This window comes from Streptomyces sp. NPDC051133, assembly GCF_040682635.1.
Lineage (GTDB): Bacteria > Actinomycetota > Actinomycetes > Streptomycetales > Streptomycetaceae > Streptomyces.
Map to the genome: position 1 here is coordinate 39,599 of NZ_JBFBBK010000039.1, position 23,218 is coordinate 62,816.

Genomic DNA, 23,218 nt, shown 5'->3' on the forward strand with positions numbered 1-23,218 from the left:
CAGCTGGCCCTTGCCGCGCGGCGCGCGCTGGACCACGTGCAGCTCGCGGGGGGGCGCGCGGGGCGGGGGCGCGCGGGGCAGGGGTTGCCGATTCCACAGCCTTTTGCATTTTCCGGCGGTCCCCCATGAACGCGTGTCCGTCATTTCGCCCACGTAGACGGTTCGTTTTTCCGGTTGGTTGTGCGCGCACCGAAAAATGGCGCGCCGCACTCCGAATACGGGAAACACCGCATGAATTTCATGACACCCAGGGAAATCTCTGATTTCCGCAAGGTGTTCTCAAGGTGAACCGGCCTTCCGGGCCGCGTAGGCGCGGGCCGCCCGGACCCGGTTGCCGCACTTGGTGGTGCACCAGCGGCGGGCGCCGTGGGAGCGCAGGAACCAGCGGGCGCAGCCCTGGGCGGCGCACTCGGTGAGCTGCCCGGCGTCGGTACCGGTGAGCAGGTCGGCGGCGTCCTCGGCGAGCAGGGAGAGCGCGGCGGCGGCCGGGTCGCCGGCGTCGGGCACGTCGGCGCGGCGCGGTCCCTCCGCCGTCCAGGTGAGCCGGGGGGTGGCGGGGGCGGCGGCGAGGGCGGCGTTGAAGGTGTCCAGGGCTTCGGCGGGCGGGTGGATTCCGGCGGTGCGGGCCTCGAAGAGGGAGCGCAGGGCCTCGCGGAGGGCGCGGAGCCTGCCTGGCTGCCGGCCGCCCAGCTCCACCCGGTCGGGCAGCAGGGCGTGCCGGACGAGCCACAGATGGGCCGCCTCGGTGCCGTCGAGCAGGTCGACGCGGCCGTGGCTGACGGTGAACCGCGTGTTGACCAGCGCCAGACAGACGTACCGGTCCTCGCCCGGGACCGGGAGCCGATGCAGGTAGACGGGGGTCTCGTGATCCACGGCTCTCATGGTAACGCTTGCGGTTCTCCGTGAGGACGGCTTAGCGTGTCTCACGGAGAATCAAGCATGAAACCGTGAGAGGTGAGACGTCGTGGCCTTCGACGTGGACGCGCTGCGCAAGGACTTCCCGATCCTGGAGCGGACCCTGGACGGCGGCGCCCCGCTGGTCTACCTGGACTCCGGGGCCACCACCCAGAAGCCGCTGCCGGTCCTGGACGCCGAGCGGGACTTCTACCTGACCCGCAACGCGGCCGTGCACCGCGGGGCGCACCAGCTGGCGGGCGAGGCGACGGAGGCGTACGAGGGGGCGCGGCACACGGTCGCCCGGTTCATCGGTGCCGCCGACGACGAGGTGGTCTTCACCAAGAACACCACCGAGGGCCTGAACCTCGTCGCCTACGCGCTCGGCAACGCCGGCCGGATCGGCCCCGGCGACCGGATCGTGGTGACGGAGATGGAGCACCACGCGAACCTGGTCCCCTGGCAGCAGCTGGCCGAGCGGACCGGGGCGCGCCTGGAGTGGTTCGGGCTCACCGACGAGGGCCGGCTCGATGTGTCCCGGGCCGCGGAGCTGCTGGACGAGCGCACCAAGGTGCTGGCCCTCACCCACCAGTCCAACGTCCTCGGCACGCTCAACCCGGTGCGGGAACTCGCCGACCGTGCGCACGCCCATGGCGCCCTGGTGGTCGTGGACGGCGCCCAGTCCGTCCCGCACCGCCCGGTCGACGTGACGGAGCTGGGCGCCGACTTCCTCGCCTTCTCCGGGCACAAGATGCTCGGCCCGAACGGCATCGGCGTGCTGTGGGGCCGGTCGGACCTGCTCGCCGGACTGCCGCCGTTCCTCACCGGCGGCTCCATGATCGAGATCGTGGAGATGAACCGCAGCACCTTCCTGCCGCCGCCGCAGCGCTTCGAGGCGGGCGTGCCGATGACCGCGCAGGCGGTCGGGCTCGCCGCCGCGGTGGAGTACCTGGAGCGGCTGGGCATGGCGGAGGTGACGGCGTACGAGGACACGCTCACCGCCCGCGCCCTGGAGCTGCTCGCCGAGGTCCCGGGCGTCCGGATCGTCGGCCCGCGCGACCTCGCCGGCCGCGGCTCGGCCGTCTCCTTCACGGTCGACGGCATCCACCCGCACGACGTGGGCCAGGTGCTGGACGAGCGGGGCGTGGCCGTCCGCGTCGGCCACCACTGCGCGCGCCCCATCGTGAAGCGGTACGGCATCCCGGCGACGACCCGGGCGAGCTTCTACGTCTACAACACCCCGGCCGAGGTCGACGCGCTGGTGGCGGGGGTGCGGGCGGCCCAGAAGTACTTCGGCGTGTGAGACGGTCCCGGACGGCGCCACACGGCACGGACCGGCACCGAGGGGTGTGAGCACGTCAAGGGGGCGGACACGGACGGGCGCGGGCCGGCGCGTAAGCTCGGCGGCATGGACGGGCTGCCGCGGTACGCGATCGTGCTCGGCTTCTTCGCCGTCACCGTGGCGCTCCGCACCTGCTTCGCGCGCGTGATCCGCCGCCCGGCTGCCGCCGGCGGGGGCGTCGGCGCCGCGCTCGCGGCGTACGAGGAGGCGTTCCGCCCCACCGGTCACGCCGCACACGCCGAGCTCCGGGCCCAGGCCGGGCACAGGTCGCCCGCCGACTCCCCCGACGGCCCGCACCGCCGCTCCCGGAGGCCGCGGTGACGGGCGAGGTGTGGCCGGTCGCCGATGTGCTGGCGCATCTCGCGGGGCGCTGGCGCGTGGAGCGGAGCGTGCGGGATCTGGACGGCGGCGACGAGGGACGCTTCTCCGGAACCACCGTCTTCGGCCCCCTCGACGGCGGCGGCCTGCTGCACGAGGAGTCCGGCACGTTCACCTGGCAGGGCGTGACGCGCCCCGCGACACGGACGCTGCGGTTCCTGCCGGGACCCACGCCCGGCGCCGCCGACGTGCGGTTCGCGGACGGGCGGCCCTTCCACGCGCTGGATCTGACCTCGGGCCGGTACGTCGCCGAACACCCCTGCGCCGCCGACCTCTACCGGGGCGAGTTCACCGTCCGGGACGCGGACCACTGGCGCACCGTGTGGCGGGTCGGCGGCCCGGCCAAGGATCTGCTGCTCACCACCGACTACGTGCGCGAGGGCTGAGCGCAGGCCCCGTCGAGGCGGAGGTTCCAGCGGCCGGAGCGGCCGCTGACGGTGGTCGTGGACAGCGGGCGCACGTCGATGTTCCAGTAGGTCGCCGGCGGCGCCTTCAGGGCGTAGACCAGGGCCGCGCGGATCACCGAGGGTTCGGCGACCGCGACGATCCGGCCGCCGTCGTCCACCGGCCGGGTGTCCAGCCAGCCACCCACCCGGGAGATGAAGTCCAGCAGGGACTCGCCGCCGTGCGGGGTGGACCGCGGGTCGGCGAGCCAGGCGTCCACCGCCTGCGGCTCGCGGGCCATCGCCTCGCCCAGGGTCAGCCCGCGCCAGCGGCCCATGCCGCAGTCCCGCAGCGCCGGCTGGACCAGCGGAGCGTAGCCGAGGGCGTCGCCGGTGGCCCGGCTGCGCGGGGTCGGCGAGCAGTAGCGCAGCTCGGCCGCGGCCAGCGGCAGCAGCTCCCCGGCGACGCGCTGCACCTCGTCCCAGCCGGCCTGGTCCAGCTGCCGGTCGTCCTCGAAGCGCTCCGCGAGCAGCGGGGAACTGCGCGCGGCGGCGACGAACGTCACCCTCAGTGGCATGCGGTGATGGTGAGCCGTGCGGGAGAGCAGGTCAAGGCCTGACCGCCGTGCGTCACCGCGGGCGCACGGCCGCTCACGGACGGGCGCGGACGGGCGCGGACGGCTCCGGGGCGCGGATCCCCGGCCACCGGTGGCAGGCGTGTCACCGGCCTCCCGGCCGAGTGCACCTAGCGCACCTCGTCGTACGCCCCCCGCAGCCGCCGCACCCCCTCCGCGATCTCTCCGGTCCCCGCGACCGCGGCGAAGCTCAGGCGCAGGTGGGCCGCGGGCGGCTCGGCGCTGAAGTAGGGGCGGCCGGGGGTGAGGGCGACACCGGCGCGCAGGGCGGCGGCGCTCAGGGCCGACTCCTCGATGCCCTCGGGCAGGCGCAGCCACAGGTGGTAGCCGCCGGACGGGATGTGCGGCAGGACCAGTTCCGGCAGGCGGTGGGCGAGCGCGCTCGTCATGGCGTCCCGGCGGACCTTCAACTCGGCCGACAGCGCGCGCAGATGACGCGGCCAGGCCGGTGAACCGACGAGTTCCAGGGCCGCCTCCTGCAGCGGCCGGGGCACGAAGAAGCTGTCCACGACCTGGATGGCGCGCAGCCGCTCCAGCACCGGCCCGCGCGCGGCCAGGGCGCTCACCCGGAAGCTGGGCGAGGTCGCCTTGGTCAGCGAGCCGACGTGCACGACGACTCCGTCGGGGTCGTCGGCGGCCAGCGGGCGGGGCAGCGGGCCCGCGTCGGCGTGCACCAGGCGCCGTACGAAGTCGTCCTCGACGACGAAGGCGCCGGCCTCGCGGGCGATGCGCAGCACCTCGCCGCGCCGGCCGGGGGCGAGCACGGCGCCGGTGGGGTTCTGGAAGAGGGGCTGGCAGACGAACACCCGGGCGCCGCTGGCCCGGAAGGCGTCGGCGAGCAGCTCGGGGCGCACGCCGTCGGGGTCGACGGGAACCGGCACCGGACGCAGTCCGGCGGCGCGGGCGAGGGCCAGCATGCCCGGGTAGGTGGGGGACTCCACGAGGACCGGGGCGCCGGGCGGGGCGAGCGCCCGCAGCGCGGTGGCCAGCGCGGACTGGCCGCCGGCGGCGATGAGCACCTCGGCCGCCGTGACCGCTCCGCCGATCCCGCGCGCGAACCACTCCCGCAGCTCGGGCAGCCCGTCCAGCGGCGGTCTCCCCCAGGCGCCGGGCCGCCGCCCGGCCCGGGCGAGCGCCGCCGCCATGGCCCGCTCGGGCTGCAGGGAGGGATGCGGATAGCCGCCGTTGAACTCCAGGACCCCGGGCGGCGGGGCGGCCAGCGAGACGGTGACGCCTGAGGCGTCCACGGTGCGCGGCACGAGGTCGCTGGTGCCGTCGGCGCTCAGCGCGACCTCCTGCCAGGAGGTGTCCCCGGCCGGCGGCTCCGCGTCACGCGGCCGGGCCCGGAAGGCGCCGGCGCCGGGCCGGGTGACCACGAGTCCCTCGGCGGCCAGCTGGGCGAGGGCCCGCGAGACGGTCACCGGGCTCACCCGGAACCGGTCGACCAGGGCCCTGCTCGACGGGAGCTTTCCACCAGGAGAGTAGCGGTCCAGTTCCTGTCGGAGCTGTTCTGCCAGTTCGCCAACGCTGCTACGCTCAGACATGAGAACACAGAGTAGCGCTACTGTCACCACCCCGATAGCGGTGACCGCTCCGCGCGAGCACCGGGGCCTGGGCACCGGACTTGCCGCCCTCGGCGTCGCCTCCTTCTCCCTGACCTTCCCGGCCACCGCCTGGGGTTTGGAGGGCTTCGGCCCCTGGTCGCTGGTGGCCGTGCGCAGCGTCCTCGCGGCGCTCGTCGCGGGCGGCTGTCTCCTCGTCCTGCGGATCCCGCTTCCCGAGCGACGCCATCTGCCGGGGCTGGCCGTGGTCGCCGTCGGCGTGGTGCTGGGCTTCCCGCTGCTGACCACGCTCGCGCTGCAGACCTCCACCACCGCGCACGCCGCCGTCGTGGTGGGGCTGCTGCCGCTGACCACCGCGGTGTTCTCGGCCCTGCGCACCGGCAGCCGGCCCTCGCGGCGGTTCTGGCTGGCCGCCCTGGCGGGGGCTGCGGCGGTGGTCGCCTTCACGGTCGCGCAGAGCGGCGGTGCCCTCACGGTCGCCGACGGCTATCTGTTCGCGGCCCTGCTGGTGTGCGCCGCCGGCTACACCGAGGGCGGCCGGCTGGCCCGGCTGATGCCGGGGTGGCAGGTCATCGGCTGGGCGCTGGTGCTGTGTCTGCCGCTGAGCGTGCCGGCCGCCGTGGCGGCGCTGACGTACGAGCCCGTCCACCTCACCGGGCACGGCATCGCCGGTCTGCTGTGGGTGGCGCTGGGCTCGCAGTTCCTCGGCCTGGTCGTCTGGTACCGGGGCATGGCCGTCATCGGGATCCCGAAGGCCAGCCAGTTGCAGTTGGCCCAGCCGCTGCTCACACTGGTGTGGTCGGCGCTGTTGCTGGGCGAGCACTTCACGCCGGCCGCTCCGCTGACCGCTGTGGCCGTGCTCGTGTGCATCGCCGTCACGCAGCGGTCGTGATCGTGAGGAGGGCCTGTAGATGCGTGCATCCAAGGGCGACCGTCTTGTCCAGCACGGCAGGGTGGTCGGCCAACACGACCAGGTCTCGGAAGTGGTCGAAGTGCTGGGGGCCGAGGGCAACCCGCCGTACCGCGTCCGTTTCCAGGACGGGCATGAGGCGATCATGTCCCCCGGACCCGACTGCCAGGTCAAGCACAGGGAAGAGCGAGCAGCGAATCAGCGCGGGGGGCTGGCCGACCGTCCGTAGTGGTCGGCGATCACCCGCGCCATCGCCCCGATCGGGTCCGCGGCGACGTCCTTGGCGGCGAAGAAGACATGGCCGCGGACCTGTGGGTACCGGGCGGCGAAGGTGAGGTGCCGGGACAGCTCGACCGGGTCCTGCCAGGCCGAGGGCTGTCCGGCGGCGCCCGCCTTGTACAGCGCCTCGCCGATGTAGAGCCGGGTCGCGGTGCCCCGGGCGACCTCCGCCCACCAGGGCACGAGGGCCGCGTAGTCGGCGGCGGCGAAGCCGATGTTCCAGTACACCTGCGGGACGATGTAGTCGATCCAGTGCTCCCTGACCCAGGTCCGCGTGTCCGCGTACAGGTCGTCGTACGTCTGGACGCCCGCCCGCGTGTCGGAGCCGAGTGGGTCGGTGGCGGCGTTGCGCCACACCCCGAAGGGGCTGATCCCGAACCGGGTGCCGGGGCGGATGCGCCTGACACCGGCCGCCATCTCCCGCACCAGCAGGTCGATGTTGTCCCGCCGCCAGGCGGCCCGGCTGTCGAAGTCGCCGCCGTAACGGTCGTAGGCGTCGTCGTCGTCGAAGGTCTGCCCGGCGACCGGGTAGGGGTAGAAGTAGTCGTCGAAGTGGACGGCGTCGACCGGGTACCGGGCGACCGCGTCCAGCATGGCCCGCTGGACGAAGGCGCGGACCTGCGGCAGGCCGGGGTTGTAGTACAGCTTCCCGCCGTAGGGCACCGCCCAGTCGGGGTGGAGGCGCGCCGGGTGCCCGTCGGCCAGGCGGCTCGGGTCGGTGTGGTTCGCGATCCGGTACGGGTTGAACCAGGCGTGCAGTTGCAGACCGCGGGCGTGGGCCTCCTGCACGGCGGTGCCGAGCGGGTCCCATCCGGGGTCCTCGCCCTGGGTGCCGGTGAGATACTCGGACCACGGCTCGTACGGTGACGGCCACAGGGCGTCGGCGGTGGGCCGCACCTGGAGGATCACCGTGTTGAGGCGGGCACGGACCGCCTTGTCGAGGTGGGCGATCAGTTCGGTGCGCTGTTCGCCGGCCGTCAGTCCGGGCCGCGAGGGCCAGTCCCGGTTGGCCACCGTGGCGATCCACACACCCCGCATCTCGGCGCTCGCGCGGTGCCGGTGATCCGGTACGGCCGCCGCGCCCGGCGCCGTGGCCAGCGTGGACAGCGCCGCCAGGGTGAAGGCCCGCCGTGACAGTCTCCCCATCCGTACACCCCCATACCATCCGGATCCGCTCCGTCACGGATCGTTCCGCGCCCCAGAATGCACCCACCCGGACGATCGATCATCGATACTTGGCGGTAACGTGCACGATCGGAGCAGGCGCCGAACCCGGAGTCCTGCCATCGAGCCGGAGAACCAGCGAAGGGAACGATGTGACCGACATCGAGCGCGTCGGAGTCGTGGGCTGCGGCCAGATGGGCGCGGGCATCGCCGAGGTGTGCGCCCGCGCGGGACTGGACGTCATGGTCGCCGAGACCACCGGCGAGGCACTGGAGATCGGCCGTACCCGGCTGTACAACTCCCTGGCCAAGGCCGCCGAGCGCGGCAAGATCACCGAGGAGGAGCGGGACGCCACGCAGGCGCGCCTGGCCTTCACCACCGACCTCGGCGAGTTCGCCGACCGCGACCTGGTCATCGAGGCCGTCGTGGAGAACGAGCAGGTGAAGACCGAGATCTTCCAGGTGCTGGACCAGGTGGTGACCCGGCCGGACGCGATCCTGGCCTCCAACACCTCCTCCATCCCGCTGGTGAAGCTGGCGGTCGCCACCTCCCGCCCCGACCACGTCATCGGCGTGCACTTCTTCAACCCCGCCCCGGTGCAGCAGCTGGTCGAGCTGATCCCGGCGCTCACCACCTCCGAGGGCACCCTCAGCCGCGCCCAGGTCTTCGCCGAGAAGGCGCTCGGCAAGCACGCCATCCGCGCCCAGGACCGCTCCGGCTTCGTGGTCAATGCGCTGCTCGTGCCCTACCTGCTCTCGGCGATCCGGATGTTCGAGTCCGGCATCGCGAGCCGCGAGGACATCGACAACGGCATGGAGATGGGCTGCGCCCACCCGATGGGCCCGCTGAAGCTGTCCGACCTGATCGGCCTGGACACCGTCGTCTCCATCGCCAACTCGATGTACGCCGAGTACAAGGAGCCGCTGTACGCCGCTCCCCCGCTGCTCCAGCGCATGGTCGAGGCGGGCCGGCTGGGCCGGAAGACCGGCTCGGGCTTCTACACGTACTAGCGAGTGCGGCGACGCCGCCAAGTGGCGCTGTTCAAGGGCGAATTCATCCGGACCAGCGCCCACGGCGGCGCTGCCGTGGGTGGCTCTCGCGGCGGCCGCCCGGGCCTCATCCGCGCGTCCTCGCCCAGCCCGTGTGAACTGCACGGGGACGCGGCCTGGTGAGCGGCATCGACCGACACCGCGAGGATCGGCTTGGGGTCGGCAGTGATCGCCTTGACGTCGATCAGGTCGAGGTAGCGGAGCGCCGTCTGGCCGCCGTCATGCGCGAGGATCGCGCGCATCTAGGATCACGCAGTAGTCCATTGAACCCCTCTGCTGAACCCCTCTACGATCTCCGCCGACCGCGCCGCGCTGCACCAATGGTGTCGCCCCGCTTCGAGGAGCGGTGCCCGACGCACGCGTAATCCCGTCCGCTCGAGCACGACCACCGCCTGCTCGAGGTCGGGCTCGTAAGCAGTATGGAGCGGCCCGGACAGCGATGCGATAACGACGAGATCACCGGGCCCCAGGGCACGAGGGCGAAGCATCTGAGGCAGTGCAGAACCGGTCACCGACGCAGTACCCCGACGCGTCCAACAACACGCGACACATATACCGATCGGCCAGCAGGCCTTGCCTGCATACCACCCGAAGGGGTGATTCAGATGCTGGCGGACTTCCCGGGTGTGACCGGCGTCGTCACTGCGACGCGCAAAGCGCCAGTGGCCGACGGGCCGACTTGGGCCACGCTCCCGTCGACGTTACGGGCGATGAGCGCGGGAGCGCCGGTTCTCGCCGAGGCATGACGCACGGCCCAGCCCGCCGCCTCGAAGTAGGTCTGCACACGCGCCATCGCCTGAGCCGATTCCTCTTCTGTGAGCGGCTGGGTCGACCAGGTGTGGTGGACAAAGGCGCCCTCGGAGTCTTGGTAGGCGCTGATTCCATCTCCCTCCTGGGCTGGGGCGTGTCGTACGTGGAGTGCGTCGTAAATCCGGCTGGAGTGGGCGAGAGCCAGTTGCTCGGCGTGCTCGTCGACCTGCGTGCGGTGGAAGGCGGTGGAGTCGGCCGTGGACGGATCACTGGCACTGCGCGAGAAGCACGGTGAGGTGACACCGATGGAGGCCAGCCCTTCACCTGTGGCTCGGTTCACCACACCGGTGATCGCGTCCATCCAGAAGTCATCGGGTTCGGTGCGCATGTTCACGTGGGGGAACGGTTTGGACCAGTCCGCGTCCGACGACTGGAACTTGTAGCCCAGTTTCACCCAAGCGTCCCTGGCCTGCCGTACCAGTGACTTGGCTTTGCTGCCCCGCACCCCAGTCAGCTTGTACGCGATACTGACCTGCAACCGATCATCAGGGCCGCCGTCGTCCCGGGCGATGCAGGCTCCGACCGGCGTGGGGCCGATCTGTTCGAGCTTCGGTTTCGGTGACATGCCGTCCACCGCCTGGTGGATGATTTCCTCTGCGCGCTTGGTTGCCTGCTGCTCGTTCATCGCGACATGCTTCGGCGTTGCGGCGCCGTCTCCTTTCCCACTTCCGTGTGCCCCGCACGCCGCAACAGCAACCAGTGTGGTCAGCAGCGTCCCAATCGACATCAGCTTTCGTAGCTTCACGGGGTTCCTCCGGTTACGATCTCTGCCATATTATCCAGGGAATCGCCCTCCCAGTACTGGGAGTGAGCGGGCATGCCTTTCAAATGCCAGCCCGGAAGATGCCCATCGCCCACTTTGAAGGTATGCCCACCGTATTCATCGGATGTCGGGTCTGTCCCATACATAGCCGAGTGGTCGTCGAAGAGGCGACTGTATGCGTTCGGATTCAGGGGGGCCAGCGCTCCTGCCTGCGGCGGGGCCATGTTCACCAGGTCGTTCTGCGCGGTTGCCGCCCAGACGCGATCTGCGGGAATGTGCAGGTCCTTGGCGTGATTGACTCCAGTGCCCGGGCTTCCGACCAGGATCGCGTTGTCCACCGGCAGGTCGGGGTGGTCGCGCATGGTCTCGCCGGCCACAAGGGAGCCGTAACTGTGGCCCAGGAGAGTCGAGTTCGCGTGCGCTCCGTGATGGGCTGTTTCAAGACCAGTCAGAAAGTTGCTCAGCGGCTCACGGGCGTTGTCGGCCCAACTGGTGTCGTAAGTCGCATCAGGCACGAGACTCTGCGGGGCGTCGTAGCCGAGCCAAAGAATCGATGCGGTTGAATGCGTAAAGTCCGTTCGCGCTGCTTTGCCCTGGAGTGCTTCGGCCCTTGAAATGAGGCCGTCGACACCACTCAGATTCGCCGTTGTTCCCGGAACATTATCGGCAGTGTCCGGATTTCCAATGGACACAACGGCATGGCCGATATTCTTGTTGTCGAATCCTAGTAGGTAAGGTCGGGTCCCCCCGTCCCCAGTGAAGTTGTCATAGCGGCTCTGGATCGCGTCCATGCCGTCGATCCGACCCTGCAACTCCTTGCGCTTCGCTTCCCATTTCTGCCATGCGGCTTCGCTTTCAGGGGTTCTGACTTGGACGTCCACCTCTCCACCCGTGTTGGGGTTGAGCTGGTGCATGGTCTGAAAGCGGGCAGGCTCCTTGGCCATCCAGGCATCCAGTTCGACCTGGGCGGTGCCTCGGGTCTCGGCAAGCACGGTTCGGTTCGCCTCGTCACGCACGGTGGCGGGAAGGCCGTCCATCCACCCGACCGAGTCCGGGTGGACGGCCACGTAGTCAGCCCGCTGTTCGTCGGTAAGGCTCTTCCACCACTGGGCGTTTTCCTTGGGAGTGCCGTGCTTGGGCGGTTCCTTGATCGAATGCAGGTAGTCCTCGGCTCCTCGGAGAACGCCGGCGGTGTCCTTCTTGACATCGACCCAGTCCCGGTCGGAGACGGTCAGGTCGTCGTCGGCCTTCAGCGCCCGCAGCTTCGGCGCCCACTTCTCGTCGGCTGCCGTAGCTTCCTTGATGGCGTCGGCGATGCGGTCGGCGTACTCCTGGGCGTACCGGGCGTTGGGGTTGGGGTTGAACCTGGCTGCTTGGCGGCCGATCGCATCTGCGGCCGGGTCCCCGATGAAGGCAGTCATGGTGCCGCCTTCCGGAATTTTGCCGTCGGTCTTCTCGCCAGCTGAAGGATAGGCGACCGAGCCGTCGGAGTTCACAGTGAAGTTCTTGGTGTGCGCGTCCTCGACCGCAACGTCCAGCTTCCGCTTGGCCGCCTCCATGTCGTACGCGAATCCGTCGAGCGCCGTGCTGATCAGGCCGCATTCGACCTGCGTGTAATGGAAGTTCTTCGCCAGCTCCTGTAACTGGCCATCAGCCGCAGTCGCGGCCTCCCCCTTGTTGGCCGACTTCATGGCAGCGAGTATCTGCAGGTCGATGCGGTCCTTGGCCGCGCTGGCCATGTCGCTCACCGCACGGAACCCGTTCGCCGCATCTGAGTACTCGGACGGCTTCAGCGCCTTCAGCGTCGTGTAGTCCACGAGATCCGATCACCGGCCCTTTGACTGACCGCCGACCGCCGACGTGTCCTTGTACTCGGTCTTCAGCTTCGCGATCTCGTCGCTGATGGCCTCGTCAGTCCTGAGCTGGTCGTTGCCCACCTTGTCCAGTAGGCCGGACAGCTTGTCGCAACGCCCGCTCACGTTCCCGACGTAGCGCTCCCAGGACGTGTGGACCTCCTGCTGGGCAGCAGCGGTCAGGCACCCGGAATCCTTGCCGAGGCCCTTCTGACCGTCCTCCAGTTTGGCCAGCGCCTTACTGATGTTGCCCCGCAGCTCGCCGACGTCGGCACCTGCCTTGGACCACGCGGCCTTGTCGGACCTGAGGTTGCCGGGCACGCCGCCTCCCCCACCGCCGGGGTCAGCCAAGTGGTCGATCTGCATCCGCCCGGTGCTCCGCTCAGCCGCGGCTGCCTTGAGGTGCTCCCACTCCTCCCACGCCATGCGTGGCCCCTCCCCGTGTCTCGTTGTACGGCGCCGAGTCGTTGTGAACGTGCGACCACGACGCTGAGGTGGTCGAGAAGCACAGTAGCGACGCCGCACCGTGTGCCCCATCCGTATCGGCCACCAGCCTGTCTGAGTACGTGTACTCAGACGGCGCCCGGTCCTCCATCGGACGGGGGGACGCTGTTCGGAGGAGCCGGGGATGTGTACAGCGCAGGTGTCAGGGTGTACGGAGGCCGCAGCCGTCGGTACCCCATCTACGAACTCTCCTGCTGATCACACACAGCTACGCCTTTCGGGCCCGGCACCGCATTCGGTGCCGGGCCCATCTGTTTCACTCCCCGTGTGCGCGCCGGGCACGCATATGCCCGTCGCACACGCTCCCCACGCGCCCACCAGGCGAGTTGACTCAGCATGCGCATGCAAGGGATGCGGAACCATCCATTTCGACCACAGAAAGGAGCGGACCCGTGACCGCCGAACCGGAGCATCCCGTGGTCCACGGAGAACTCGCAGAGTTACGGCGCCGCCTCGATGTGGCCTACGCCCGCGTCGAGGGCGGGCTGGCCCTGCTCAGTCACCGCACCGAGGAGACCGCCAAGGAACTGGACGAGCTGAACTCCCGTATGGTCTCGCTGGAACATGCCCGCTGGCCGCTGCCCTCGCTCGCTGCGCTCACGGCGCTGGGTGCGCTCGTCGTGACGATCTGGCAGACGCTGGCCGCCCATTAACCCTCGGCGAGCCTGAGGTGGTGCAGCAGGAGTAACGCGGCCGCCATGTTGGCGGCCGGGACCTCCCCACGGGCGATCAGGTCGGGGACGAGTTTGAGGGAGACCCATTCCCGGCGGTCCGACTCGAAGTCGTCCACGGGGTGTCCGACGTACTCGCCCCGGTCGGACCAGTAGATGTGGTGCCGGGCGTCGGTGAGGCCGTTGGACGGCTCCACGCTCATCAGGTGGTGCAGGGGCCCCGGCCGCCAGCCGGTCTCCTCCTCCAGTTCCCTGGCGGCCGCGGTCGCGATGTCCTCGCCGTCCTCCACGACACCCGCGGCCAGTTCCCAGCCCCAGCTGTCGGTGATGAACCGGTGCCGCCACAGCAGCAGCACCTCGTTGGCCTCGTTGACCACCGTGGCCACGGCCACCGGCCGCAGCCGGATCAGGAAGTGGTCGAGGTGCCGCCCGTCCGGCAGCTCGACATCTGCGAGGTTGACGCTGAACCAGCGATTTGCATACACGGTTTGTTCGTTCTGTTTCGTCCACTGCACGGTTCTGCCACCTTCCGCCGAGTAAGTGGCAATATCGCAGCAGGGACTGTGCACCTACAGTGGGCCTACAGCGGTACGCGCAGTGCCCCGTCGATGAGTTCGGCGGCCTCGGCGGTGCCGGCCGAGCCGCAGCGCACCAGATGCTCGCGTACCGCGCGGAGTCTGTCGCGCAGCCGCTGGGACTCCATCCCGCGCGCCTGCTCGGCCATCTGCACGGCCGTGACCACCGCCTTGTCGGCGTTGCCCTGGCGCAGCTCGATGGTGCTGAGCATGGCGAGCCGGTGCACCCTCCCCCGGTCGTGGGCCGGGTTGTCGACGGCCGCCGCCGCGTGCTCCCGGGCCGCGGCGAGCTCCCCGAGGCTGAGCAGCGCCTCGGCCACCTGCACGTTGACCAGCCCCGGCTGGACGTAACCGGTCTCGTCGGGCTCGTACCCGCGCCGGATCCGGTCGGCGGCGGTCTCCGCACGCCGTATGCAGGACAGGGCACTGCCGCTGTCACCCAAGTGCGCGTACGCCTTGGCCTGCATCGCGTACAGGTCGGAGGCGAGCGCCGGCGTGATGTGCTTGCCCGCGGTGCGCAGCGCGGCCTCGGCGAAGGCGACGGCCTGCCGGTACTCCCGCATGAACAGCGACTGGTTGACCAGCAGCGCTATCACGTAGGCCCCGAGTCCCCGGTCCCCACTGGCCTTCGCCAGCCGCAGCGCCTGGTGGAAGTACCGCTGGGCGAGCCCGTGGGCGTCGGAGTCGTACGCACAGATGCCCGCGACCGCGACCAACCCGCCGGTGGCCCGGTGCAGTTGGCGTCCGGTGGCGTCGGTGTAGCTGCCGCGCAGCAGCGGCGCCGCCTCCGCGTTCAGGAAGCCGACGATCCGCGTCCGGGTCGCGATGCCGCCGGCCTTGCGGTACATCTGCTCGTAGTGCGTACGGGCGGCCCGCAGCATCTCGATGTCGGCCGTGGTGACCCGGTGCCGGCCGCCCCGGGAGACGTCCACGTCCTCGGGCGGGTTCTCCCACTCCCACACCGGCATCACGGCCGGGGTGCCGGTGACGGCGGGGGCGCCCAGCACGTGCGGCCGCTGCTGTTCGTCGGAGCGCCACAGGGCGGTCGCCCGCTCCACGAAGCCGGAGAGCGACCCGGCGTGCGGGGTGCTCGGCTCGCCCGGCACCCCGAGACCGATGTCGTCCAGGGTGACCGGGCGGTGCAGCCGGGCGGCCAGCACCTCGCAGATCAGGTCGGGCACCTGGCCGCGGGGCCGCTGGCCCTTCAACCAGCGTGCCACGGCGGTGTGTTCGTACCGCAGCGCGATACCGCGTCCGCGGCCCGCCTGGTTGACGTGGGCGGCGAGACCGGCGTGCGAGACCCCCGCCTCGTCCAGGATCGCGTCGAGCAGAGTGTTGGGCTGCATGAGATGCCCCCCGGGTGGCCTGGTGCCGTCAGCGTAGTGGGTCCGCCTTCACACGGGGTGTGAACGGAACACGTGCATCCGCGCTGTACGCGCGCTGTCGCTCAGCGTGTCGTGCCGGTTGACTGAGGTGCCTCGCAAGAGGCCCCGGTCAGGCCGCCGGCTCCCCCTCGAAAAGCGGCGGCTTGGCCGGGCCGGCCCCTGCTGCGGTCGTTCCGCAGGACCAGCAGTGCGGTGTCGTCCGTCGGGCGGCCGGTCGTGTGGTGCAGGAGGGCCCTGAAGACCGTACGCAGGACCGCCTGAGGGGACACCGGATGATCTCGTACGGCCTCGCGCAGCACGTCGGGCAGCACGAAGAAGCGGCCCCGGACGTCCCGGGCGTCCTCCACCCCGTCCGTGAACAGGACCAGGGAGTCGCCCGGAACCAGCTGACCGCACCCCTGCGCCCGCAGCTCGGCCGGGAGCGGGAACGGGCCCAGCGGCGGCAGCGGATCGACGTGCGTCAGGGGCTCGACCCGCGCACCGCTGATCCGGTACGGCCATGGATGACCGCAGTTGAACGCGCGCAGTTCGCCGTCCCGGCCGATCTCCAGGAGCAGGACGGTGACGAACTCCTCGGCGACCGGGTGGTCGGGGTCCGGGGTGCCGGCCGCGGGGTGTTCGGCGCGGGCCCGTTCGCGCAGGTGACGGGCGAGGGCGCGCTCCAACCGGCGGAGCACACCGGCGAGTTCGGGCTCGTCGTGGGCCGCCTCACGGAAGCTGCCGAGGAGGGCGGCGACGGTGCCCAAGGGGGTCAGCCCGTGACCGCGCACATCGCCCATGACCACGCGGACCCCGTACTCGGTGGCGACGGCCTCGTACAGGTCGCCGCCGACGACCGCGCCACGCTCGGCGGACAGCTGGGCGGCGGCCACGTTCAGCCCGTCGAGGCGCGGGGGCAGCGGACGCAGGACGACGCTCTGCGCGGCCCGCGCCACCCGGCGGGCCTGCCGCAGCTCGCGCAGCAGGGCGCGGCGGACGTGGACGATCAGCCCGGTACCGACGGCGAGGAAGACGGCGCTGGTGACGACGCGCGCACCGAGCCCGTCCTGCTGGGCGACAGGACAGCCCAGCTTGTAGGCGACGGCCACGGTTCCCCAGAGCGTGGGCAGTACGGCTCCCCGTGCGGTGGGCGCCCGTGCCTTGATGCGGATCATGCCGATGATCCCCCATGTGGGCCCTGAACAAGCAGACGGACCGGCCCCGAAAGGCCGGTCCGATTCTGTCCACGGCATGCGCCGGGTGGGCCCGATCGCCGCCGGTTCCCACCCGAACGAGTGATCCTCCGCCAGCCGATCCGCATTTATGCAGCTGGCGGAGGTGCGGCCGACACGGTCAGCCCCGAAGCACCGCCCCGGTCCGCTCGCCCGCGAGGGCGACGGCAGCGTCCCGGGCCGCCGACGCCTCGTCCACGGTCAGCGTCCGGTCACCCGCGCGGAAGCGGAGCGCGTACGCCAGCGACTTGCGCCCCTCGCCCAGCTGCTCGGCGTTCTCGTACACGTCGAACAGCCGGATGGACTCGAGAAGTTCGCCCGCGCCCTCGCGCAGCGCCGCCTCGACGTCCCCGGAGGGAACCGGCTTGTCGACGACGAGGGCGACGTCCTGCGTGGCGACCGGGAACGTGGAGATGCTCGGCGCCTGCGGGACCCCGTCGCCCACCGTCTCCAGGGCGTCCAGGTCCAGCTCCATCGCGCAGGTGCGCTCGGGCAGACCCAGGGCCTTGAGGACGCGCGGGTGCAGCTCTCCCGCGTGGCCCACGACCTGCTCCGTGCCGTCGGCGACGATCACCAGCTCGGCGCAGCGGCCCGGGTGCCACGGTCCGTACTGGCCCTTGCGGACGATCAGCTCGGCACCGGCTTCCCGTGCGACGGCGCGGCCCGCCTCGATCGCGTCGGCCCAGTCGGCCGGACGGCCCTTGCCCCACCAGCCGGCCTGCTCGCGGGCGCCGGCGAGGACGACGGCCACGTGCCGCGGCTGCTCGGGCAGCACGGCGTTCAGCGTGGCGATCTCCTCGTCGGTGGGCCGCCGGTCGACGGGCAGATGCGTGGCGACGCCCTGCTCCTCGCGCGGCAGGAACACCAGGCCGGTCTCGAACAGGGCCAGGTCGTGCGAGCCCCGGCCGTTGTTGCGCCGCAGCGCACCGAGCAGGCCCGGCAGCAGCGTCGTGCGCAGCGCGGGCTCCTCGTCGCTGAGCGGGTTGACCAGCTTCACGACGCGGCGGGCCGGGTCGTCGGCCGCCAGGCCGAGCTGGTCGAAGACCTGCTCGCTGACGAACGGGTAGTTCGGTGCCTCGACGTAGCCCGCGCCGGCCAGCGCCCGGCCGGCCCGGCGGTGCAGCCGCTGGCGGTGGGTGAGGCCGCGGCCCGAGGGGGGCTTGGGCAGCGTGGAGGGCAGGTTCTCGTAACCCTCCAGGCGGATGACCTCCTCGGCGAGGTCGTTCGGGTCGGCGAGGTCGGGACGCCAGGACGGGACGGTGACGATCAGCTCGTCCTGCCCGTAGACGTCGCAGCCGACCTCCTGGAGGCGGCGTACGACCGTCTCACGGCCGTACACGACGCCCGCCACCTTGTCCGGGTGACCGGCCGGGACGGTGATGGTGTGCGGGGCCGAGGGCGCGATGATCTCGGTGACGCCGGCCTCCGCCGTACCGCCCGCGAGGAGGACCAGCAGGTCCACGGTGCGCTGCGCGGCGGCAGCGGCGGCCTGCGGGTCGACGCCGCGCTCGAAGCGGCGGGACGCCTCGGACAGCAGCTTGTGGCGGCGGGCCGTGCGCGCGATGGCCACCGCGTCGAAGTGCGCGGCCTCGATGACCACGTCGGTGGTGCCGTTGACGCCGTCCTCGGTGAGCTCGTGGTCGGCGATCTCGGTGTTCGCGCCGCCCATCACACCGGCGAGGCCGATGGGGCCGCGGTCGTCGGTGATGACCAGGTCCTCGGCGTGCAGCGTGCGCTCGACGCCGTCGAGGGTGACGAGCTTCTCGCCCTCCTGGGCGCGGCGCACGCCGATGGTGCCCTGGACCAGGGACCGGTCGTAGGCGTGCAGCGGCTGGCCCAGCTCCATCATCACGTAGTTCGTGACGTCGACGGCGAGCGAGATCGGGCGCATGCCGACCTTCTGCAGGCGGCGCTGCAGCCAGATCGGGGAGCGGGCCTCGGGGCGCAGGCCGGTGACGGTGCGCGCGGTGAAGCGGTCGCAGCCGAACGGGTCGGAGACCTGGACCGGGTAGCCGTAGGCGTTCGGCGCGGGTACGTCGATCAGGGCCGGGTCGCGCAGCGGCAGGCCGTAGGCGATGGCGGTCTCGCGGGCGACACCGCGGATGGACAGGCAGTCGCCGCGGTTGGCGGTGACGGCGATGTCCAGGACCTCGTCGACCAGTTCGAGCAGCTCGATGGCGTCCTTGCCGACCTCGGTCTCCGGTGGCAGCACGATGATGCCGTGGGTGCCGTCGTCGCCCATGCCCAGCTCGTCGGTCGAGCAGATCATGCCGTGGGACGTCTTGCCGTAGGTCTTGCGGGCGGCGATGGAGAAGCCGCCGGGGAGCGTGGCGCCGGGGAGGACCACGACGACCTTGTCGCCGACCTGGAAGTTCCGGGCGCCGCAGACGATCTCCTGGGGCTCACCGGTGCCGTTGGCCCCGCCGACGTCGACCGTGCAGAAGCGGATCGGCTTCTTGAAGCCCTCGAGCTCCTCGATCGTCAGCACCTGGCCGACGACCAGCGGGCCCTTGAGGTCGGCGCCGAGCTGTTCGACGGTTTCGACCTCCAGGCCGGCCGAGACGAGCTTCTCCTGTACGTCGCGGCCGGATTCCGTCGCCGGCAGGTCGACGTACTCCCGCAGCCAAGAAAGCGGGATCCGCATCAGATCTCCATCCCGAACGGCCGGGTGAACCGGACGTCACCCTCGACCATGTCTCGCATGTCTTCGACGTTGTGGCGGAACATCAGCATCCGCTCGATGCCGAACCCGAAGGCGAAGCCGCTGTACTTCTCCGGGTCGACGCCGCAGGCGGTGAGCACCCGCGGGTTGACCATGCCGCAGCCGCCCAGCTCGATCCAGCCCTCGCTGGAGCAGGTGCGGCAGGGCCGGTCGGGGTTGCCGACGGACTCGCCCTTGCAGACGTAGCAGAGCATGTCCATCTCGGCGCTCGGCTCCGTGAAGGGGAAGAAGTTCGGCCGCAGCCGGGTCTTCATGCCCTCGCCGAACAGGGACTGGACCATGTGGTCCAGGGTGCCCTTGAGGTCCGCCATGGTCAGGCCCTCGTCCACGGCGAGCAGCTCGACCTGGTGGAAGACGGGGGTGTGCGTGGCGTCCAGCTCGTCGGTGCGGTACACGCGGCCGGGACAGATCACGTAGACCGGCAGCTCGCGGTCGAGCAGCGAGCGGATCTGCACGGGCGAGGTGTGCGTGCGCAGCACGACGCCGGACTCGGTGCCGCCGTCCGGGCCCTGGACGAAGAAGGTGTCGGCCTCGCCGCGCGCCGGGTGGTCCGGGCCGATGTTCAGGGCGTCGAAGTTGAACCACTCCGCCTCGACCTGCGGGCCCTCGGCGACCTCGTAGCCCATGGCCACGAAGATGTCCTCGATGCGCTCCGAGAGCGTGGTCAGCGGGTGCCGGGCGCCGGCCGGGACGCGGTCGTACGGCAGCGTGACGTCGACGTCCTCCTCGACCAGCACGCGGGCGTCCCGCTTGGCCTCCAGCTCGGCCTGGCGGCCGGCGAGGGCCTTGTTGACGGCCCCACGGGCCATGCCGACGCGCTTGCCGGCCTCGGCCTTGGCGTGCGGGGGCAGGGCGCCGATCTCGCGGTTGGCGAGGGCCAGCGGGGAGGCCGGGCCGGTGTGGGCGACCTTGGCCTCGTGGAGCGCGTCGAGGGAGTCCGCGGCGGCGAAGGCGGCGAGCGCCTCGTCCCGCATGCGCTCGATCTCTTCCGGTTTCAACGCCTCGACCTCTACAGGGTCGTACGACTTATTCGGTGCCGACATCTCTTCCCGTGCTTCCGATTGGCTGGCTGGTGTGCCCCGTCTTCGACCCGGACCCGGACGGTCCGTCTCTGGTTTTGGACACAAAGGTGCCAATGGCCGAGTCTAACGGGGCCGGGGAACGCAGATGCGCCCGCGGGCGGCTCAGGCGAGATACGCCGGGGCCCCCACGGGCAACGTAAATCGGAACTCGGCGCCGCCGACGGGGGCGCGGCCGACCGTGATGGTGCCGCCGTGGGCCTCGACGATGCCCTTGACGATGTACAGCCCGAGGCCGGTTCCGCCGCGCTTGCTGCCCCGCCAGAAGCGGGTGAAGACGCGGTTCATGGACTCCTCCGGGATGCCGGGCCCTTCGTCGCTCACCGTGACCGACGTGCCGTTCTCCTCGCCCTCGCGCGGGGACGCCGAGGGCATGACGTCAATGGTGACGGTTCCCTCGCCGTGGCGCACGGCATTTTCGATCAGATTGCTGAGCACCTGGTCGATCTTGTCGGGGTCGGCCCACAGGCCGGGCAGCGGCTGCTCGATGCGGAGCAGGAACCGGTCGGCGGGCTGGCCGGCGGCGACGTAGGCCTGGATGTGCCGGGAGACGGCGGCTCCGATGTCGACGGGCTGCCGGCGCACCTCCAGCCGCCCCGAGTCGATCCGCGAGATGTCCAGCAGCTCGGCGATGAGCCGGGTGACCCGGTCGGCGTCGGCGTCGACGGTCTCCAGCATCAGCCGCTTCTGGTCGTCGGTGAAGCGTTCCCACTTGGCGAGCAGCGTGGCCGTGAAGCCCTTCACCGAGGTCAGCGGGGAACGCAGCTCGTGGGCGACGGTGGCGATCAGCTCGGCGTGGCTGCGCTCGGTGCGCCGGCGGGCCTCGGTGTCGCGCAGCGAGACGACGACGCGCTGCACGGGCCCCAGGGGTTCGGCGCGCACGTAGCGGGCGGCGACGAGCACTTCCCGCACGCCGGGCAGCAGCAGGTTGCGCTCCGGCTGCCGGGTCCGGGTCGCGAGCCCGCCGTAGGGGTCGGTGAGCTGCCACCAGCGGCGCCCCTCCAGGTCCTCCAGCGGCAGCGCCTTCTCCAGGGGCTGCCCGAGGGCGTCGGCGGCGCGCAGGGCGGTGATGCGGGCGGCGGCGGCGTTGAAGCAGACGACCCGGCCGTGCTCGTCGGCGACGACGAGGCCGTCGGGCAGCTGGTCGGGATCGATGCCCGGGCCGGTCCCGGTACGGTCGCCGGACCGGGGCGCGGGTGTGTGCCGCGCGTCCTGTCCCTCCGGCGCGGCGTTCGTGCCGGCCACACTCATCCCCGTACCCCACCTCTCATACGGCGCAGGGCCCCGAGCTGGTCACCCTACTAGCTCTGGGTGACGGAGCGGCACCCTCCGGAGGCGCGCTGCGCACGGGCCGACGCGTAGAGACATACGGCGGCGGCGGTGGCGAGGTTCAGGCTCTCGGCCTTGCCGTGGATGGGGACGCGGACGACGGCGTCGGCGAGGGCGCGGGTCTCCTCGGGCAGGCCCCAGGCCTCGTTCCCGAACACCCAGGCGCTGGGGCCGCCCATGGTTCCCTTGTCCAGCTCCTCGTCCAGGTCGCGGTCCCCGGCGCCGTCGGCGGCGAGGATGCGCACCCCGGCGTCCTGCAGCCCGGCGACGGCCCGCTCGACGGGCACGCCGACGGCGACGGGCAGGTGGAACAGCGAGCCGACGGAGGCGCGCACGGCCTTGGGGTTGTACAGGTCGACGGAGGCGTCGGTGAGGATCACGGCCTCGGCGCCGGCGGCGTCGGCGCACCGCAGCACGGTGCCGGCGTTGCCGGGGTCCCGCACGTGCGCGAGGACGGCGACGAGCTTCGGCCGGGCGGCGAGGATCTCCTCGAACGGGGTGTCCAGGAACCGGCAGACGCCGACCAGGCCCTGCGGGGTGACGGTGGTGGAGATCTCGGCGATGACGTCCTCGGAGGCCAGGTGCACCCGGGCCCCGGCGTCGCGCGCGGCCCCGATGATGTCGGCGTACCGCTCCGCGGCCTCGACGGTGGCGAACAGCTCGACGAGGGTGGGGTGGCCGTCACTCCGATGCCCGGCCGCCTCCCTGACGGCCTGCGGCCCCTCAGCGAGAAACAGCCGGTCCTTGCCCCGGAAGTTCCGCTTCCCGAGCCGACGGGCAGCGGACACACGGGCGGACCGGGGGGAGATCAGCTCGGGGCTGACGGGGACCATCCTCTACTTCACCTTCGAGAGAGCTTCCATTGTTCAACGGCGCTGTTCAACGCCGCGAATACCGAGCCGCAGCCCCCAACGACAGGACCCGCAAGCCGGAAAGCCTGCGGGTCCTACAGTGAGCATCGGCTGAAGCCGGCGCGGCGTCACGCAGCCTTGGGCGCGTTCACGTCGCTCGGCAGCGCCTTCTGCGCGACCTCGACGAGCGCCGCGAAGGCGTTCGCGTCGTTCACGGCGAGCTCGGCCAGGATCTTGCGGTCGACCTCGACGTTCGCGGCCTTCAGACCCTGGATGAAGCGGTTGTAGGTGATGCCGTTGGCGCGGGCAGCGGCGTTGATGCGCTGGATCCACAGCTGACGGAAGTCGCCCTTGCGCTTCTTGCGGTCGTTGTAGTTGTAGACCAGCGAGTGGGTGACCTGCTCCTTGGCCTTGCGGTACAGGCGCGAACGCTGACCGCGGTAGCCGGAGGCCTGCTCGAGGATCGCCCGGCGCTTCTTGTGGGCGTTGACTGCCCGCTTGACGCGTGCCACTTGTTAACTCCTTGTAGCGGGGTCGTGGTGGTACTCACACGACCCGGAAACGACTGGGTCCCGGTCCTGGCGTACGGCGCTCAGCGGATGGTGAGCGCCGGTACGTCACTTGCCGAGAAGCTTCTTGATCTTCGCGGCGTCGCCCGGGGCCATCTCGGCGTTGCCGGTGAGGCGACGCGTGACGCGGGACGACTTGTGCTCGAGCAGGTGGCGCTTGCCGGCGCGCTCACGGAGCACCTTGCCGGAGCCGGTGACCTTGAAGCGCTTGCTGGCACCGCTGTGCGACTTGTTCTTCGGCATAGCGCCGTTATCTCCTCGTCGGTGGCGCTCCGGTGCCCGGTCGTGAAACCGGGCACG

The 23,218-nt window shown here is 71.2% G+C and carries 24 protein-coding genes; 7 read left to right on the forward strand and 17 right to left on the reverse strand.

What is annotated here, in order from left to right:
• Positions 1-279: 279 nt before the first annotated feature.
• The gene (locus AB0N17_RS32290) at positions 280-882 is read right to left on the reverse strand and encodes an ABATE domain-containing protein (RefSeq protein ID WP_366015131.1); all 603 of its coding nucleotides are present in this window, start codon (positions 880-882) and stop codon (positions 280-282) included.
• An 82-nt stretch (positions 883-964) separates the two neighbouring features.
• Between AB0N17_RS32290 and AB0N17_RS32295 the strand changes: the two genes are divergently transcribed.
• The 3 genes from AB0N17_RS32295 (at position 965) to AB0N17_RS32305 (ending at position 3,000) form a co-directional block, all read left to right on the forward strand.
• Positions 965-2,197: a cysteine desulfurase gene (locus tag AB0N17_RS32295; protein ID WP_366015132.1), complete on the forward strand. Its 1,233-nt coding sequence runs from the start codon at positions 965-967 to the stop codon at positions 2,195-2,197.
• A 105-nt stretch (positions 2,198-2,302) separates the two neighbouring features.
• Positions 2,303-2,557, forward strand: a complete 255-nt coding sequence (locus AB0N17_RS32300) for a hypothetical protein (protein WP_366015133.1) — start codon at positions 2,303-2,305, stop codon at positions 2,555-2,557.
• A complete protein-coding gene (locus AB0N17_RS32305; protein WP_366015134.1) occupies positions 2,554-3,000 on the forward strand; it encodes a DUF6314 family protein in 447 nt (148 codons plus the stop codon). Before AB0N17_RS32300 ends, AB0N17_RS32305 begins: the two co-directional genes overlap by 4 nt.
• On the opposite strand, the gene AB0N17_RS32310 is transcribed toward AB0N17_RS32305, so the two are convergent.
• Positions 2,982-3,575, reverse strand: a complete 594-nt coding sequence (locus AB0N17_RS32310; RefSeq protein WP_366015135.1) for a histidine phosphatase family protein — start codon at positions 3,573-3,575, stop codon at positions 2,982-2,984. The two genes, AB0N17_RS32305 and AB0N17_RS32310, sit on opposite strands and share 19 nt — an antisense overlap.
• 167 nt (positions 3,576-3,742) lie before the next feature.
• Positions 3,743-5,176 carry a PLP-dependent aminotransferase family protein gene (locus AB0N17_RS32315; RefSeq protein ID WP_366015136.1) on the reverse strand — a complete coding sequence of 478 codons (1,434 nt, stop codon included), beginning with the start codon at positions 5,174-5,176 and terminating at the stop codon, positions 3,743-3,745.
• On the opposite strand from AB0N17_RS32315, the gene AB0N17_RS32320 reads away from it, so the two are divergent.
• Both AB0N17_RS32320 and AB0N17_RS32325 read left to right on the forward strand, forming a co-directional pair.
• Complete coding sequence (locus tag AB0N17_RS32320) at positions 5,175-6,086, forward strand: DMT family transporter (RefSeq protein WP_366015137.1); 912 nt, start codon at positions 5,175-5,177, stop codon at positions 6,084-6,086. The two genes, AB0N17_RS32315 and AB0N17_RS32320, sit on opposite strands and share 2 nt — an antisense overlap.
• 19 nt (positions 6,087-6,105) lie before the next feature.
• Complete coding sequence (locus AB0N17_RS32325) at positions 6,106-6,333, forward strand: DUF1918 domain-containing protein (RefSeq protein WP_366015138.1); 228 nt, start codon at positions 6,106-6,108, stop codon at positions 6,331-6,333.
• Here AB0N17_RS32325 and AB0N17_RS32330 read toward each other — a convergent pair.
• Complete coding sequence (locus AB0N17_RS32330; RefSeq protein WP_366015139.1) at positions 6,303-7,529, reverse strand: family 10 glycosylhydrolase; 1,227 nt, start codon at positions 7,527-7,529, stop codon at positions 6,303-6,305. The genes AB0N17_RS32325 and AB0N17_RS32330 overlap by 31 nt on opposite strands.
• A 170-nt stretch (positions 7,530-7,699) precedes the next feature.
• Here AB0N17_RS32330 and AB0N17_RS32335 point away from each other — a divergent pair, with 170 nt between their 5' ends.
• Entirely contained in the window at positions 7,700-8,557 is an 858-nt protein-coding gene (locus AB0N17_RS32335; RefSeq protein WP_366015140.1) for a 3-hydroxybutyryl-CoA dehydrogenase, read from the forward strand.
• Here AB0N17_RS32335 and AB0N17_RS32340 read toward each other — a convergent pair.
• The 4 genes from AB0N17_RS32340 to AB0N17_RS32355 all read right to left on the reverse strand — a co-directional run bounded on the left by AB0N17_RS32340 (position 8,554) and on the right by AB0N17_RS32355 (position 12,448).
• A complete protein-coding gene (locus AB0N17_RS32340; RefSeq protein ID WP_366015141.1) occupies positions 8,554-8,838 on the reverse strand; it encodes a hypothetical protein in 285 nt (94 codons plus the stop codon). The two genes, AB0N17_RS32335 and AB0N17_RS32340, sit on opposite strands and share 4 nt — an antisense overlap.
• A gap of 359 nt (positions 8,839-9,197) precedes the next feature.
• Positions 9,198-10,031 (reverse strand): hypothetical protein, encoded by an 834-nt coding sequence (locus AB0N17_RS32345; RefSeq protein ID WP_366015142.1) that lies wholly within the window; start codon positions 10,029-10,031, stop codon positions 9,198-9,200.
• Positions 10,032-10,147: 116 nt separating this feature from the next.
• Positions 10,148-11,986, reverse strand: a complete 1,839-nt coding sequence (locus AB0N17_RS32350) for an alpha/beta hydrolase (RefSeq protein WP_366015143.1) — start codon at positions 11,984-11,986, stop codon at positions 10,148-10,150.
• 9 nt (positions 11,987-11,995) lie between these two features.
• Positions 11,996-12,448, reverse strand: a complete 453-nt coding sequence (locus AB0N17_RS32355) for a hypothetical protein (protein ID WP_366015144.1) — start codon at positions 12,446-12,448, stop codon at positions 11,996-11,998.
• A 470-nt stretch (positions 12,449-12,918) separates the two neighbouring features.
• Here AB0N17_RS32355 and AB0N17_RS32360 point away from each other — a divergent pair, with 470 nt between their 5' ends.
• Entirely contained in the window at positions 12,919-13,179 is a 261-nt protein-coding gene (locus tag AB0N17_RS32360; RefSeq protein ID WP_366015145.1) for a hypothetical protein, read from the forward strand.
• Here the strand turns inward: AB0N17_RS32360 and AB0N17_RS32365 are convergent.
• From AB0N17_RS32365 to rpmI, 9 genes are all read right to left on the reverse strand, one after another.
• Positions 13,176-13,712, reverse strand: a complete 537-nt coding sequence (locus AB0N17_RS32365; protein WP_366015146.1) for an NUDIX hydrolase — start codon at positions 13,710-13,712, stop codon at positions 13,176-13,178. The genes AB0N17_RS32360 and AB0N17_RS32365 overlap by 4 nt on opposite strands.
• Positions 13,713-13,777: 65 nt before the next feature.
• Positions 13,778-15,118 (reverse strand): transcriptional regulator, encoded by a 1,341-nt coding sequence (locus AB0N17_RS32370; RefSeq protein WP_366015147.1) that lies wholly within the window; start codon positions 15,116-15,118, stop codon positions 13,778-13,780.
• A gap of 101 nt (positions 15,119-15,219) precedes the next feature.
• On the reverse strand, positions 15,220-16,311 hold the full coding sequence (locus AB0N17_RS32375) for a PP2C family protein-serine/threonine phosphatase (RefSeq protein WP_366015148.1): 1,092 nt from the start codon (positions 16,309-16,311) through the stop codon (positions 15,220-15,222).
• Between the two features lie 178 nt (positions 16,312-16,489).
• Complete coding sequence (gene pheT / locus AB0N17_RS32380) at positions 16,490-19,012, reverse strand: phenylalanine--tRNA ligase subunit beta (protein WP_366015149.1); 2,523 nt, start codon at positions 19,010-19,012, stop codon at positions 16,490-16,492.
• Complete coding sequence (pheS, locus tag AB0N17_RS32385) at positions 19,012-20,133, reverse strand: phenylalanine--tRNA ligase subunit alpha (protein ID WP_366015151.1); 1,122 nt, start codon at positions 20,131-20,133, stop codon at positions 19,012-19,014. Before pheS ends, pheT begins: the two co-directional genes overlap by 1 nt.
• Positions 20,134-20,274: 141 nt before the next feature.
• A complete protein-coding gene (locus tag AB0N17_RS32390) occupies positions 20,275-21,420 on the reverse strand; it encodes an ATP-binding protein (protein WP_366015152.1) in 1,146 nt (381 codons plus the stop codon).
• 50 nt (positions 21,421-21,470) lie between these two features.
• The gene (locus AB0N17_RS32395; RefSeq protein WP_366015153.1) at positions 21,471-22,331 is read right to left on the reverse strand and encodes an RNA methyltransferase; all 861 of its coding nucleotides are present in this window, start codon (positions 22,329-22,331) and stop codon (positions 21,471-21,473) included.
• A 146-nt stretch (positions 22,332-22,477) separates the two neighbouring features.
• Entirely contained in the window at positions 22,478-22,861 is a 384-nt protein-coding gene (gene rplT, locus AB0N17_RS32400) for a 50S ribosomal protein L20 (RefSeq protein WP_006141703.1), read from the reverse strand.
• Positions 22,862-22,966: 105 nt separating this feature from the next.
• Positions 22,967-23,161, reverse strand: a complete 195-nt coding sequence (gene rpmI / locus AB0N17_RS32405; RefSeq protein ID WP_004933563.1) for a 50S ribosomal protein L35 — start codon at positions 23,159-23,161, stop codon at positions 22,967-22,969.
• Between the last annotated feature and the right edge of the window lie 57 nt (positions 23,162-23,218).

Bases quoted from the DNA above. Each gene is read 5' to 3' on its own strand.
- AB0N17_RS32290 (WP_366015131.1), bottom strand. From the start codon at position 882: ATGAGAGCCGTGGATCACGAGACCCCCGTCTACCTGCATCGGCTCCCG.
- AB0N17_RS32300 (WP_366015133.1), top strand. From the start codon at position 2,303: ATGGACGGGCTGCCGCGGTACGCGATCGTGCTCGGCTTCTTCGCCGTC.
- AB0N17_RS32310 (WP_366015135.1), bottom strand. From the start codon at position 3,575: ATGCCACTGAGGGTGACGTTCGTCGCCGCCGCGCGCAGTTCCCCGCTG.
- AB0N17_RS32320 (WP_366015137.1), top strand. From the start codon at position 5,175: ATGAGAACACAGAGTAGCGCTACTGTCACCACCCCGATAGCGGTGACC.
- AB0N17_RS32315 (WP_366015136.1), bottom strand. From the start codon at position 5,176: ATGTCTGAGCGTAGCAGCGTTGGCGAACTGGCAGAACAGCTCCGACAG.
- AB0N17_RS32325 (WP_366015138.1), top strand. From the start codon at position 6,106: ATGCGTGCATCCAAGGGCGACCGTCTTGTCCAGCACGGCAGGGTGGTC.
- AB0N17_RS32330 (WP_366015139.1), bottom strand. From the start codon at position 7,529: ATGGGGAGACTGTCACGGCGGGCCTTCACCCTGGCGGCGCTGTCCACG.
- AB0N17_RS32340 (WP_366015141.1), bottom strand. From the start codon at position 8,838: ATGCGCGCGATCCTCGCGCATGACGGCGGCCAGACGGCGCTCCGCTAC.
- AB0N17_RS32345 (WP_366015142.1), bottom strand. From the start codon at position 10,031: ATGAACGAGCAGCAGGCAACCAAGCGCGCAGAGGAAATCATCCACCAG.
- AB0N17_RS32355 (WP_366015144.1), bottom strand. From the start codon at position 12,448: ATGGCGTGGGAGGAGTGGGAGCACCTCAAGGCAGCCGCGGCTGAGCGG.
- AB0N17_RS32370 (WP_366015147.1), bottom strand. From the start codon at position 15,118: ATGCAGCCCAACACTCTGCTCGACGCGATCCTGGACGAGGCGGGGGTC.
- AB0N17_RS32375 (WP_366015148.1), bottom strand. From the start codon at position 16,311: ATGATCCGCATCAAGGCACGGGCGCCCACCGCACGGGGAGCCGTACTG.
- pheT (WP_366015149.1), bottom strand. From the start codon at position 19,012: ATGCGGATCCCGCTTTCTTGGCTGCGGGAGTACGTCGACCTGCCGGCG.
- pheS (WP_366015151.1), bottom strand. From the start codon at position 20,133: ATGTCGGCACCGAATAAGTCGTACGACCCTGTAGAGGTCGAGGCGTTG.
- AB0N17_RS32390 (WP_366015152.1), bottom strand. From the start codon at position 21,420: ATGAGTGTGGCCGGCACGAACGCCGCGCCGGAGGGACAGGACGCGCGG.
- AB0N17_RS32395 (WP_366015153.1), bottom strand. From the start codon at position 22,331: ATGGTCCCCGTCAGCCCCGAGCTGATCTCCCCCCGGTCCGCCCGTGTG.
- rpmI (WP_004933563.1), bottom strand. From the start codon at position 23,161: ATGCCGAAGAACAAGTCGCACAGCGGTGCCAGCAAGCGCTTCAAGGTC.